The sequence below is a fragment of the Roseburia yibonii genome, from assembly GCF_014297335.1.
In the GTDB taxonomy this organism is placed as follows: Bacteria; Bacillota; Clostridia; order Lachnospirales; family Lachnospiraceae; genus Roseburia_D; species Roseburia_D yibonii.
On record NZ_JACOQH010000014.1, the window covers coordinates 1 to 15,071 of the forward strand.

General features: G+C 36.0%; 9 protein-coding genes. 8 read left to right on the forward strand and 1 reads right to left on the reverse strand.

The genetic code is table 11. The annotated features are described in order from the left end of the window. The 8 genes from H8Z76_RS13200 to drmB form a co-directional block, all read left to right on the forward strand. Positions 1–268 (forward strand): transposase (locus H8Z76_RS13200; RefSeq protein ID WP_186981568.1); only part of this gene is annotated, 268 nt, incomplete at its 5' end. A gap of 162 nt (positions 269–430) precedes the next feature. Further along, positions 431–655: a helix-turn-helix domain-containing protein gene (locus tag H8Z76_RS13205; protein WP_186982808.1), complete on the forward strand. Its 225-nt coding sequence runs from the start codon at positions 431–433 to the stop codon at positions 653–655. A gap of 4 nt (positions 656–659) precedes the next feature. After that, on the forward strand, positions 660–2,747 hold the full coding sequence (locus H8Z76_RS13210; protein WP_186982809.1) for a site-specific DNA-methyltransferase: 2,088 nt from the start codon (positions 660–662) through the stop codon (positions 2,745–2,747). 2 nt (positions 2,748–2,749) lie between these two features. Further along, a complete protein-coding gene (locus H8Z76_RS13215) occupies positions 2,750–5,629 on the forward strand; it encodes a DEAD/DEAH box helicase (RefSeq protein ID WP_186982810.1) in 2,880 nt (959 codons plus the stop codon). A 13-nt stretch (positions 5,630–5,642) separates the two neighbouring features. Then, a complete protein-coding gene (locus tag H8Z76_RS13220; RefSeq protein WP_186982811.1) occupies positions 5,643–6,926 on the forward strand; it encodes a DNA cytosine methyltransferase in 1,284 nt (427 codons plus the stop codon). 2 nt (positions 6,927–6,928) lie between these two features. After that, on the forward strand, positions 6,929–9,547 hold the full coding sequence (drmD, locus tag H8Z76_RS13225) for a DISARM system SNF2-like helicase DrmD (RefSeq protein ID WP_186982812.1): 2,619 nt from the start codon (positions 6,929–6,931) through the stop codon (positions 9,545–9,547). Between the two features lie 16 nt (positions 9,548–9,563). Then, positions 9,564–12,881, forward strand: a complete 3,318-nt coding sequence (drmA, locus tag H8Z76_RS13230) for a DISARM system helicase DrmA (RefSeq protein ID WP_186982813.1) — start codon at positions 9,564–9,566, stop codon at positions 12,879–12,881. Between the two features lies 1 nt (position 12,882). Continuing rightward, on the forward strand, positions 12,883–14,640 hold the full coding sequence (gene drmB / locus H8Z76_RS13235) for a DUF1998 domain-containing protein (RefSeq protein WP_186982814.1): 1,758 nt from the start codon (positions 12,883–12,885) through the stop codon (positions 14,638–14,640). Positions 14,641–14,674: 34 nt separating this feature from the next. On the opposite strand, the gene H8Z76_RS13495 is transcribed toward drmB, so the two are convergent. Further along, positions 14,675–15,071: hypothetical protein (locus H8Z76_RS13495; protein ID WP_207723145.1), on the reverse strand; the 397-nt coding region annotated here is incomplete at its 5' end.

Here is a 15,071-nt window from a genome sequence, read left to right on the forward strand (position 1 = left end):
AGCAAAAGTTGATAAAAAACAGGAGTATCAGGATAATACCGATAGAATCGAAGTGGAGCGCACCTTCAGCCTGAGCAAACGCTGTTATGGTATGAGCTGCATTACCACAAAACTGGAAGGAACGCAGTTGACTTCTATCGCATTATCTGTATTCGTGACGAATCTGTTCAGGATTCAGAGGCGAATACTTTACGCTCTTTTGCGTCTGTTCCGCTTCTGGCATGACTGGAACAGATGTAAGAGCTGGAAGTTGCAGATATCTGCTTAATCAGCAGACACTATTTAGATACTAATTCGAAAATAATTTTCGAGAAGTCGAAAATTGCATTTGAAAATATGCGAAAGTGCGAGTATAATGTAGTCTAGGACTATTTATAGGAACCGTAAGGTCCTTCACAAATATGGGTAATCCCCATAAGAGAGGAATTATATGGCTGTATCTTATAACGGATTATGGAAATTATTGATCGATAAGAACATGAAAAAGATGGATCTTGTTGAGAACGAAAACATCGGAATCAGTAGCAGCACACTTGCAAAGATGAGCAGGGGTGAGACTGTGTCCATGAGTGTCTTGGAGAAGATATGTTTGGAGTTGGATTGTGACTTCGGAGATATAGTTAGTATTGATAGAAATACGATTTTAGAGAGGTAATAATATGGCAGCAATTAATGATTTGATTTCACAAATCACAGATGAAAGCTTGAAAAAAAAGCTTGAGCAGGAGGTTAATAAATTATCTAAGCAGAAAAAGTTCGGCTTAGTTTTTGAAAGTCATTTACCGGAAGTTACTCCACTCTATGATATGCCAATCAAGCGTGGTTGTAAGGTGATGCTTAAAGATAGAAGCGAAGATAAGAATGTCTATTCTGTTTTATCAATCGAAAATGGCAATGTAGTGTGTGGAATAAAAGCAGAGGAAGAGACAAAGACATTATCAATAGATGATGTTGTACGAGTGGCTGAATTTGGAGAATCAATTTACCCATATTTAAAACCTATAGATGATGTATGCAATTCTTCTGAAGATGATTTTTGGCATACTTTGATTGAAGCAGATAATTATCATGCATTACAATTGCTGGAATATCTATATGCCGGTAAGGTGGATTGTATATATATTGATCCGCCTTACAATACTGGTGCAAAAGACTGGAAATACAATAATGATTATGTAGATGGGAATGATGTATATAGGCATAGTAAATGGCTGTCATTTATTGAGCGACGTTTGAAACTTGCAAAAAATCTTTTGAATCCTAGTGATAGTGTTTTGATTATAACGATAGATGAAAAAGAATATCTTCATTTAGGATGTTTACTAGAAGAAATGTTTCCTGATGCAAGAATACAGATGATTACCAGTTGTATTAATCCTAATGGAGCAGCAAGAAGTAAGATTTTTACAAGAGTAGATGAATATATATTTTTTGTGATGATTGGTGATAGTGAACCTGCTTTGTCTTCACGAAATATGTTAGACAAAGAAGTAGAGACCAAAGAATCCGTTAATTGGTTTTCGCTTACAAGAACAGGTAGTAATTCATTGCGTCAACATTCTGAAAACTGCTTTTATCCAATTTATGTTAATGAGACGACGTTGAAAATTGAAGGCGCTGGAACACCTCCTGGAAGAGGTAATAAACGCGATGATTATGCACCTGAAGGCTGTGTGGCTATTTGGCCGATGCACGGAAATGGAAATGAGGGAGTGTGGCAAGTTGGGCTTGATGAACTATATAAAAGACTAGAAATAGGTGCAATTCGTGTAGGAAAAGCTAGAGGAAAGTATTCTATTACGTACTTAAGACAAGGTCAATTAAAAGAAATAGAAGATGGAAAAATAGCTGTTGTCGGACGTGATGATAATGGCGTTATGATTTTAAAACGTGTGGAAGATCAGATGGTTCAGGCTAGAACTATGTGGAATCAATCTAGCCATGACGCAACAACTTTTGGAAGCAAGCTTCTTAAGCAAATATTAAAAAATGATGCAACGTTTAAATATCCAAAATCATTATACGCGGTTAAGGACACTATAGGTTTTTTTGTTAAGAATAAAAAAGATGCATTAATTGTAGATTTCTTTGCGGGTTCTGGGACTACAATGCATGCTGTAAATTTGCTTAATAGTGAGGATGATGGACAAAGAAGATGCATTATGGTTACAAATAATGAAATCTCGGGAGAAGAGGCTAAAGCTTTAGAGTCTAAAGGTTATAAGCCAGGAGATATAGAATGGGAGTCTTTAGGAATAGCTAAATCAGTAACTTGGCCACGAACTGTATGTTGCATAAAGGGGGTAGATATAAAGAATCAACCTCTTAATGGCAAATACTTGGATAGTGAAGTTGAAATGAAAAAAGGTTTTAGAAGTAACTGTATATTCTTTAAGCTTGGCTTTTTGGATAAAACAGCGGTTGCATTAGGAATGCAGTTTAAAGAACTTTTACCTATTTTATGGATGAAAGCAGGAGCACAAGGAAGATGTCCGAATATTTGTGGAGACGAACTACCCAAGATGCTTATTTTACCGCAGAACAAGTTTGCGGTTTTGATTGATGAGAATAATTTTGCAGAGTTTGAAAATTTTGTAAAAGAGCATTCTGAAATACAAACGGTATATATAGTAACAGATTATGAAGTGAATTATAGATCCATGGTTAGAAGTTTGAATGTAAAAGATACATATCAGCTATACCGTGACTATTTAGATAATTTTCGAATTAACCATGGGAGGAACTAACTGTGATAAATGAATTATTTCCATTTCAGAAGCAGGCTGTCAATGATCTTAGATCTCATGTAGCTGTAGCTTTGAATAATTATAGACAATTAAAAGTGCCACAGGTTGTATCACTTCAGGCGCCAACAGGTTCTGGTAAGACTATCATTATGGCTTCATTAATTGAGGACATTTTCTTTGGTAATGAGAATTACGAAGAGCAACCTGATGCGATCTTTGTTTGGCTATCGGATTCACCTCAGCTTAACGAGCAGTCAAAACAAAAAATAGAATATAAGGCTGATAAAATTAGAATGGATCAGTGTGTTGTAATTTCGGATGAGTCGTTTGACCAAGAATATTTGGATGATGGGCACATTTATTTTTTGAATACTCAAAAATTAGGTAAAGGTGGAAACCTGAGCTATCACTCAGATACGCGTCAATATACAATTTGGGAGACCATCGAAAATACAGCTAGAGAAAAAACAAATAGCTTATATTTTATTATTGATGAAGCACATCGAGGAATGCAGGGAAGAGCAGCAGGAACAGCTACAACAATAATGCAGAGATTTATAAAGGGCAGTGAGGCTTATAAGCTATCGCCAGTTCCTGTTGTAATTGGAATGAGTGCAACTGCAGAGAGATTTAATGCTCTTGTAGGTAATGATACTACGTCAACGTTGTATAAAATTGTTATTTCTGCGGCTCAGGTTAGAGCATCAGGATTATTAAAAGACCGTATTGTCATTACATATCCAGATGATCCTACTAAACATAATGATATGGTATTGCTTCAAGCCGCTACAGATGAATGGAAGAATAAGTGTGAGCATTGGTATCAGTACACTTATGAGCAACATTATGCAAATGTTAATCCAGTATTTGTAATTCAAGTTCTTGCTGGATCAGGTGATAAAATATCTGACACAAATTTGGATGATGTAATTGCTAAAGTCGAGGAAAGAATAGGCGAGCAATTTAAAGAAAATGAAGTTGTGCATACCTTTGGGTCTACTGGAACAATATCTATCAATGGTTTAAATGTTCCACATGTTGAACCTGTAGATATTGCGGATGATCGAAGGATAAAGGTGGTTTTATTTAAGGAAAACTTGTCTACAGGATGGGATTGTCCAAGGGCAGAGACAATGATGTCATTTAGAAAAGCCCAAGATGTTACATATATTGCCCAGCTTCTTGGAAGAATGATTAGAACGCCATTGCAATGCCACGTAATGGTCGATGAATCATTAAATGATGTCAGATTATATCTTCCATATTTTAATAAAGATACTGTAAACGATGTCATAAAAGAATTGCAGAGCGAAGAAGGCGGAGAAATACCAGCAGTTATTGATGGTGAATCTTTGGAAGAGCAAGTAGTTGTTTCATGGACGGTTCATACAAGGAATAAGAGGCAGGAAAAACAAGTCCCTGGACAGATGAATATGTTTGATTACCAAAACTCAAATACGACATCAAATTTACAGATAGTCAGTCCTGCTACCAACAGTGAATTGATTCAGAAATCAAACTCTTTTGACAATATTACAAATGAGACGAATGTTGCAAATGGAGGAACTTATATCGATAGCAATAACATCACAGGGGTTACCAGAGATGTTCATCCACAAGAGCATCCGCTTCCAATAGTACAGGTGCCGGTAAATAGTATTCAGCCTGAAACAATTGGTGAGCAAAAAAGTGATGATTATGAACGATTGTCATTTGTTGAAAAAATCGATCGCGAATCAATTATTAAATTTGTAAACGAACAGGGTTATCTAACTTATATGGTTCGATTTACAAAAATTAACAGTTATTTGAAATCATTATTGAGCTTAGCAGGCGTACTTACGCAGAATATGATTTATCCTGAAGCAAATGATGAAATTAAGACGGATGTGACCAATTTAATTCATTCCTATATCGAAAAGCTTCATGAGGATGGAAAGTACGATAGTCTTGTGAAGCAGGTTATGGAAATGAAATTGCTTATCCAAGTGTTCGATGTTTTTGGAGAAAAGGTCAAGAATTATCCACTTGAAGATTATTTCGCATCGCTCGAATCTGACTTGGATCGACAGTTAAGAGCAGCAGACGCGAAACTTGGTGGATATGGATTCCCATATGCTTATGGAAGAAGATTTTTGGATTTTGATAATCCGAATGCATTTAAGTTGGATTGCATTCTTTTTGCAGCAGATGATGATTGCATGAAGCAATTGAATTCTTATGCTGAAAAGAAATTTCATGAGCTCAATGATAAGTATAGAAAGTATGTTGTAGCTAAGTCGGAAAAGTGTAGAAAGCAATATAGTGACATTGTCGCCGATGGAGATAAAGTAAGTAAACACAATTTCACATTGCCGGAAACAATCAGTGCAAGAATAGAAAAAGGCGGCGATGCTTATACAGATCATCTTTATGCAGACGAAGATGGAAAAGCAATTATTAAACTAAATAATTGGGAAAAAGCTGTAATTGAAGAGGAAGAAAAGAAATCAGATTTTGTATGCTGGTTACGTAATCAAGTAAGACAGTCGTGGTCATTATGTATCCCATATGAAATTGATGGAGAAATAAAAGCTACATATCCCGATTTTATTGTTGTGCGTAAGGATGACCAACTTGGATATGTGATTGACATTCTTGAGCCTCACAATCCTGAATTCAAAGACAATTTGGGTAAGGCAAAGGGATTTGCTAAGTATGCAGAAGAGGAGGTTCGAATTGGACGTATACAGCTCATAAGAATGTCAAAGGATCCAGCAGGTAAGAATAGATTAAAACGTCTTGACTTAGCCAAAGGATCAATAAGAAATAAGGTTATGTCTGCTATTAACACTGATGAATTAGATCATATTTTTGATACAGACGGAGAATTTGAAGAATAGAGGTTTTTAGAACATGCAGAATAAGTCCTCAGAAAGAACTTATAATTTCATAGATTTATTTGCTGGCGCAGGGGGCCTTTCAGAGGGGTTTATGCAGGCTGGTTTTTCACCAATCGCGCATGTTGAGATGAATACATATGCAGCGAAGACACTTGAGACCAGGACAGGTTATTATTACCTGAAGGAACAGGGAAAGATTAATATTTACTATGATTATCTTAAAGGTAGTATTTCCAGAGAAAAGTTTCTGGAATATATACCGGAGAGACTATTGCAGTCTGTAATCTGCGAGACTATGTCAGATGAAACATTGCCAAGACTTTTTGAAAGAATTGATAAGTCTATGAAAGAACAGGGAATCTCACACGTGGATGTTATAATCGGCGGCCCACCATGCCAAGCATATTCGTTGGTTGGTAGGGCTCAGAGTAGTCATATGAAGGTTCCTATGAACGAGGATCCAAGGAATGATTTGTATAAACTATATGCAAGATTTCTGAAGAAATATCAGCCTGAAATGTTTGTTTTTGAAAACGTTATGGGAATAGAGTCCGCCAATGGAGGTGAGACCTGGAAAAAAATAAAAGCGCAGCTAAAGAGGGTGGGTTATGAAATCGAGCCTCAGGAGCGGAATGCAAGGACTTTTGGAGTTCTTCAAAACAGGCGACGAATGATTATTGTCGGATGGAAAAAAGGCACAAATTATTCATATCCTGAGTTCCAGGACAAAACATCAGATGCCATTGTTGAAGATCTGTTAAATGATTTACCTAAACTTGTGCCTGGAGCGGGTAAGGATGTAAGTGAATACCGGTCTAGCAAATATAGTGATTATCTAAGGACAATGAAGTTACGCTCAGATGATGATGTTCTTACATTACATAAGGCGAGACCAAATAAAGATAGAGATATAGAAATCTATAGGAAAGCTATAGAAGCATGGGATGATGGTAAGGGAAGCCGGCTGAATTATAATAGCCTCCCAGAGGAGCTTAAGACCCATAAAAATCGACATTCGTTTGTGGATAGATTCAAGGTTGTAGAAGGTAAGGATCATTACTGTCATACAATGTTGGCTCATATCTCAAAAGATGGACATTATTTTATTCATCCCGATATTGAGCAACACAGATCTATAACAGTAAGGGAAGCTGCAAGAATTCAGTCTTTTCCAGATAATTATTTTTTTGAAGGACCGAGGACAGCTCAATTTGTTCAAATAGGAAATGCAGTTCCACCTTTAATGGCAAAAGGAATAGCAGAAGGAATATTAAGTGTATTGAAACAGGGTGAGTGAATATGGAGAATAATCTGCTTTTAGAGCAATACAGCAGATATAAAAAAATAGCATTAAAAGAGTCACATTATAGTTGTTTGTTAAATGCTCATATTGATCCTAACCCACACCAGGTAAATGCTTTTTGTGCTGCGGTACAAGCACTTAAAACGGGTGGAATAATACTTGCTGATGAGGTTGGATTAGGTAAAACAATCGAAGCGGGTTTAGTTATTAATTATGTAATTAATGCGGGCGCAAGAAATATAATGATTGTTTTGCCAGCTACGTTAAGAAAGCAGTGGGAAATTGAGTTAGAAGAGAAATTTAATTTAGAGAGTAGCATTTTAGACCGTTTGACTGTTGATAAAGATCGATCAACATGGAAAGCGTGGCTTGAAAATAGTAACAAAACAAAGATTGCCATTGTGTCTTATGATTATTCGTCCAAGCTTATGAAGACGTTTCCTAAGGTGAAGTGGGATTTTATTGTAATTGATGAGGCACACAATCTTAGGAATGTTTTTCATGGGACAAAAAGAGCAAAGAATCTTTATGAAATTACAAAGGGAATACCAAAGATTCTTTTAACTGCTACACCTCTCCAGAATAGATTGTCTGATTTACATGGTCTTGCATCATTTATTGATGACAGAATTTTTGGGCCAGAAAAAATATTCAATCGTAAGTTTGTTGAGTCAGGGGATTACTCTGAATTGAAAGAAGAGTTATCACCGATTCTTTATAGGACACTTAGAAAAGATGTTGGAAAATACATGGATTTTAAAAAGAGAACATGTATTACAGTCGACTTTAAATTGAGTGATGCTGAGGCAGAATTATATAACCAAGTAAATGCTTTTCTTAAAAGAAAAACTTTATATTCGATTCCTGTTAATAATAGAAGTTTAATTATTTTGGTCATCCGAAAATTGTTGGCTTCTTCTAGTTTCGCATTGGTAGAGACCTTTGAAGTGTTTAAAGAACGACTTAATAAATTATACCAGGGATCAAAGTCAGCAAACGCACAAGAAGGATTTGATTTGTTCCTTGAATTTCTTGAGGATGAGATTGATGAATCAGATTTCGAAGATAAAGAAGATGAAGATGTCATTGTTCAGAAACAGGAAATCCAAGAAGAAATAGAGCTTGTTCAGAAGATAATTGATACAGCTGTATTGATTACAGAAAATGCTAAGGTTGAAGCTCTTAAAACAGCTATTTCAACAGCTTTTGAACATCAAAAAGAGCTAGGAATAGATGAGAAGGTAGTTGTTTTTACGGAATCAAAAAGAACGCAGAAATATATTGCATCAGAACTTAGGAAGAGTGGATATAGTGAAGCGGATATTATTCTGTTTAATGGTGATTTCGATGATTCAATGACAAAAGAGATTTATAGAGCCTGGCAAGTGAAAAACTATGGAAATGTTAATTATGGTCGCAGTGTTGAGTATAAGCATGCGATTGTAGATTATTTCAAGAACAACGCAAAGATCCTCATTGTTACTGATTCAGGATCTGAAGGCTTAAATCTTCAGTTCTGTAATACTGTAATTAATTATGATTTGCCATGGAATCCTCAAAAGATTGAGCAGAGAATCGGTCGCTGTCATAGATATGGACAAAAGCATGATGTAGTTGCGATTAATCTGCTAAATACTGAAAATGAGGCAGATAGGCGTGTTTATGAGATTTTAAGGCATAAGTTTGAATTATTTGATGGTGTGTTTGGTGCGTCTGATGTTGCGCTTGGTGCTCTGCAATCTGGAACTGGTTTTGAACAACAGGTTTTAAATATATATCAATCATGTGATTCAAATAATGAATTTGATAATGAGTTTGATAAGTTGGATAAAAAATTGGATTCAGAGTTAAATAGTCAAGCTGTTAAACTGCAAAATTTGTTAATTACAGAGAGTCCAGATGCAAAAGAGGCGTCTCTTGATGCAACAAAAGCAGAGATATCTGAATATCTAAAAGAAGTTGAATATTGGAATCAATTTAATGAACCTGAAATGGATGGTAAAACCTATTATTGGCAAATTGATAACTGGGGACGAGACAGTTTGGGTTCACATGGAACTTTGTTTTTAGGCGCTTTTTGTAATAACACGGAGATACTTTTCCCTGTGTTACTACTTTGCGATGAGAACGGAGAATATGTTGAATTTGATGAGAAGGATATTGTTACAGCGATAGAAGATGCAGATGATTCTGATATTAAGTTTTTTACTCCCACACCAAAAGAGGAAGAAAACTATCGAAAAATATACGATAAATTGTTGCTTGAAATGAGCAAAAAATATGAGGACTCTGTTCAACCTATTAAGGACTATAACAAAGAAAAAATAGATAATTGGTTCAAGATACAAATAGACCAAATTTCGTTAAAAATGCAGGATCTTCAGAAAGAAATAGAAAATCTATTGATTGAGGAATCTATGTCTTCAAATAGATATGAAAAAGAGGAGATTTTAAAGAAGGCTGCAGAAAAGAAAAAGCAACTCGATAAACAGCAGGATGGTATAGGAGAAAAGGTTAAAGCTTTAAAAAGAGAAGCTGATAGAACGATAGAGGAATTTAATGCCCAATATGATATCAATCCTGTGATTCTTGTAAATATAGCATTGAAGTTTTAAAGGGGGATAAGTACTTATGTCTGATAGATTTAAGTATTCGGAGGTACGTCAGAAAATAATAGATGATATACGTCTGGATCTTATTGGACCTAGAGAAGAAGAGGAAATATTAGAAGAAAGCCCTAAGTTTGCTTACCTTGTCGGAATGCTTGATATTCAAAAGGATGAAAATAGCGTTGAAGATGAGCAAGAAGTTGATGCAGATATGGCATATGAAGACGGGGAAGATTATACGGCTGGTGAAGATGATGATAATGAGCCGATTATGACAACTCATTTTCAAATCCCTTCATCTATGGGTATTAGTTTTTATGTTGAAAATACAACGAAAACAATTAGCATAGATGTGTCTTGGGGAGACTATGTAAACTCTTCAGAAAAATATGAGGATGAAGATGGAAAAGAACATAGTAAGACAATATATACTCGAATTCCAATGACAGAAACAATTGAGTTGGACCTTAGTGATAGTAATAGAACGAAAGAGTATAAATTAGTGTCCGATTCAAATATTCATCTTCATATGTCAAAGATTGGATTAAAAGGTCAATATTCGCTTATTACTGTATATATTGTTAATAAAAGAAATAATCCAGAAAATGCAGCTGAAGGAATGATGTTTCAGGTGCATCTGAAAGCGTATGCAAAAGACAATTCTTATGTTTTCCTAGCAGAACATATATGTAGAGAAATATTAGCAGAAGATGAGTTTTATTTTGAACAGAGACCTATTTTGGGGAGAGGAAGGGGTTGTGCTGCTGTATGGGATGAACCAATAAATGGTAAATCTACATGCGTTGAGTCAGCGTTTATTCCTGAAAATGAATTCCCTGGCGTTAGTGCAGCTTTAGATGGCTTTGATGAAAATTATTTTTCTACATCATTAATGGCTAGTAAGGGTAAAAAAGATGAAATCCTAGTTAAATTAAATACGCTTGCTGACTCATATGCCAATTGGATAGAAAAAACTTTAAAAGCAAATTCACGAATGAAAGATGAGGATTTTGCTAATAAAATTGGTAACAATGTAATTAGTAGATGTTTAGATGCGTTAACAAGAATAAGAGAAGGAATCCATGTGATTGAGACAGATGAAATAGCTTTTGAAGCATTTTGTTTTATGAATATGGTTATCTATTATCAGAATAGCATTAAGAATTACTCTAAGAAAAACGGGGCAGGAATAGATTGTAATTTTAAGGAATTTGTTAATCCAAAGGATTCTAACAATAATTTTGGTTGGAGACCATTTCAGATTGCATTTATTCTTATGAATCTATCTGGAATTGTTAATCCTAAGCATAAGGATCGCGAAATAGTTGATCTTTTATATTTCCCGACAGGTGGAGGAAAAACAGAAGCATACTTAGGTTTAATGGCATTTGTCATTGCGAATAGAAGATTGAGAGCAAATAGTAATGCAAAATACAATGCTGATGGCGGAGTTACAGTAATGCTTCGTTATACTCTTAGATTATTAACTACACAGCAGAGGGATCGTATTACAAAAATGGTTGTCGCTGCTGAGTTAACTAGGCGTAGGATGCCGGAAAAGTATGGTAATGAACCAATCAGTATTGGATTCTGGGTTGGTGGAGGCGTTACTCCGAATAAATTTGATGAATTTATTGAGAAGCCAGATTATCCTTCTGCGGCAAGAAGTGCACGTAATAAAGTGTTCAAGCAGCTTTTAACATGTCCTTTTTGTGGAAAACCTCTTAAAGAAGAGAATTTTAATATTGAACCTGAGAAGAAGTCAATTGAAATATACTGCTCAGATGAGCACTGTGAATTTTATCGATACAAAGATAATAGAATACCTATTCCGGTGTATTTAGTTGACGAAGAGATATATGCAAAATGTCCAACTATCATTTTGTCTACAGTTGACAAATTTGCACGCTTACCATGGGATGTAAATACCAATGCACTTTTTGGCAGGGTAGATAGAAAATGTAGCAGAGATGGATATGTAGCAATGGGGGCTGAGCATTCAAGACATAATAAGACTGCAACATTGCCTACATCATCATTAGTGGATGTTAAACCTTTTTTACCGCCAGAATTAATTATTCAGGATGAGTTACACTTAATTACCGGACCATTGGGTACGGTCTATGGCGCATATGAAACTATTATCGAGGATATGTGTACATATGATGGTATTAAACCGAAATATGTCGTTTCAACAGCTACCATAAAGAATGCTGCTGCCCAGACTAAATGCTTGTATGGCCGAAACATGACAACTCAATTTCCACCGAATGGTTTTGAAATAGGGGATAGCTTCTTTATTAAGGAGCTTTCTATAAAGGATAATCCATTTAGAAAATATGTAGGTGTATGTGCGCCTGGACAATCAGTAAAAACAGCATTGTTGAGAATATATGCAATTATACTTCAGTCTGCGTATACATTGTCACAAGAGGAAGAGTTTAAAGATGTAATTGATCCATACTACTCGTTAGTTGGATATTTTAACAGTATACGTGAGCTTGGTGGCGCAGTGCGTCTTTTGCAAGACGATATTCCTAAGAGAATAAAGCGTATAAAAAATAAATATGGTTTAGAAAAGCAAAGATTCTTAAATAGGAATGTTGAGATTACATCTCGTATGTCATCATACCAGATTCCAGAGAAGCTAAAGCAATTGGAAACGACATGTGAATCAAAGGATTGTTTAGATACTGCTGTTGCTACAAATATGATAGCAGTTGGTATGGATGTCGATAGACTTGGACTAATGGTGGTGACTGGTCAGCCAAAACAGAATTCTGAGTATATTCAGGCCACAAGCCGTATAGGTAGAAAATATCCTGGTCTTGTAGTCACTTTGTATAACGCATATAGACCACGAGATTTATCACATTATGAGAATTTCTCGGGGTACCATTCTCAGCTATATAGATTTGTTGAAGGAACTACAGCAACTCCTTTTTCTGCTAGAGCTAGAGATAGAGTTTTACATGCAGTTATTATATCTGCTATAAGATTGAAATTCCCGAATCTTGCAAATAATGCGGATGCTTCTGCCATTGCAAGCTTAACAAATGAAGAGATAGACGAAGTAAAGGAATTAATTCTTGAACGACTTAATATAATTAAGCCGGCAGCAAAAGCAGATGCAAGTGATGAGATAGATCAATTCATTGATTGGTGGAAGCTTAGGGCAGCACAAGAAAAACCACTTCGATATTATGTTGTGGGAACTGAGCGATATAACAGATTGATGAATCCATATGACAAGCCTCATGTTGATACTGAAAAACCTACTCTTCAGTCAATGAGAGAAGTCGAGAGCTCAGCAAATATGTATTACTACACGGAGGATTAAGATGGCTTTTTTTGACAAGAATAAGCTGGGGGAATTACGACCTAATCAAATTATTACTACATTTGGGCCAGGTTCCGTTGTAGACGCCGTAAAAGACTCAGTTACAGTTTTAGATATTTCATATTGGAAGGAAAAAGGACAAAAGATTATAGATGGTAGATTAGCGTCATATCTTGGTGTTGATTGTTTCTATATGCCAAGGACGAGTTCAAATGGTGATGTGCCGGTTGTATCTTTTCCGTATTGGCATGTGTGTTCGAATTCAAAGTGCGGTAGATTGTTTGATGCAAGGGAAAATTTTGATGTAGATAAATACATAAGATATGGTGTTACTTGTCCTGAATGTCATAGGACCGCATATCCTGCCAGATTTATAACTATGTGTGAAAATGGGCATATGGCAGATTTTCCTTGGAGCTGGTGGGTTCATCGTGGAAATGCAGATTGTAAAGGTTCATTGAAGATGTTCTCAACAGGAAACACATCTACGTTGGCAGATATGTGGGTGCAGTGTAGTTGTGGGGCAAAACGGAGTATGAGCGGTGCAACACAAAAGGATAATTTTGATGGATTGGCTTGCCCTGGTCATCATCCATTTAGACCTAATGTAAAGAATCAAAAATGTGGAAAGCAGATAATTCCATCACAGCGCGGTGCATCAAATGTTTATTTCGCAGTAAGTAAAAGTGCGATATCCATTCCACCATGGATTAATCCACTTTACAATTTAATAGACGAACATATACGCAATATTGAGTTTGCTAAGCAGGCTTTTGGTGATGAAGGGGTTTCAAAAATCTACGAGATGTATTTTGCTAATTATCGTAGAGAAGAATTTGATGAAGCTCTTACCAAGCGTATGAATAACATCAAGGAATTCACTGAGATTAAACAGATGGAATACAATGCCATAACCCATCACTCAGATCCTGCTTATCAATCGAATAAGAAGCATTTTAAGGCAGAAGAAGATCCGTTGCCTTCTTACTTGCAGAAATACTTTAGCAAAATTGTAAGAGTTACAAGGTTGCGTGAAGTAAGGGTGTTATTGGGATTTACTAGAGTTGATGCTCCAGATCCAGATGCTGATCCAGCTAATCAACCTAATATAGTGGCGCTGAGTAAAGGAAAAAATGAGAGATGGCTTCCGGCAGCTGAAGTCAATGGTGAAGGTATTTTTATTGAGTTTAATAAAGAGATGCTTTCAAAGTGGTTAGAAATATCAGCTGTAAAAGATATTTCAGAGCGTTATGCCGAATCATATAGGGACTTTTGTCAGTCTAAGGGATGGACAATAACTTCTGTACGAAATGCAGTTTATGTGTTAATGCATACTTTTGCCCATTTATTGATTAAGCAGATGTCTATGTCGTCAGGTTATTCTTCTTCTGCGATTAGAGAGAGAATATATTTCGGCGATAATATGGCGGGAATTTTGCTTTATACAGGAAGTGCGGATAAAGAAGGTTCTCTAGGAGGACTTGTAGAGTTAGGAAGTGTTTCTCAGCTAACAGGCATTATGAGAGATGCTTTTCAAGAAGCATTAGTATGTACAAATGATCCAGAATGCATGAGTAATATGCCGGCTGGAAAGAATTCCAATGGAGCTGCATGCCATTCTTGCTGTATGATTTCGGAAACGGCGTGTGAAAATGGTAATAGAATGCTTGATAGAGGTTTGGTAGTACCTATTCCAGGTAGAGAGGATAATGCATATTTTAGAGAGTTGGTGAATGATTTATGCCAAGTAGATCTGTAAATCCAGATATTTTGTTTAATACAATAAAGGAAGATCAGGAAAATGGAACTTCTAAGGCATCGGAAATGCTTAAACAAGCATTTCCGGGAGTTGGCGATTCCTGTGATGATTTGGCTTCATTATTTGGCCAAGCATTAATGCAGGATGATTCTGACAAAGTATCATTAGTGGTTACTGCGCCACCTTCATTTTCAATTAATGCTAGGACTACAATGAATGTTGTAAGGACCATGCTTGAGGAAGCCAATAGTAGCATAATTAGTGTCTGCTGATCAAGCCGCAAACACTTGATTTTACTGACTTTTGCCCCACTTTCTGGTATAATGATAGCAAGGATTTTGACGAAAACAAATCGTTTTTCTTGCAGTTTTTTACAGATTTTGAGCATACGAGGGACTAAAACAATGTACAAACCGATCGACAAGCTACAG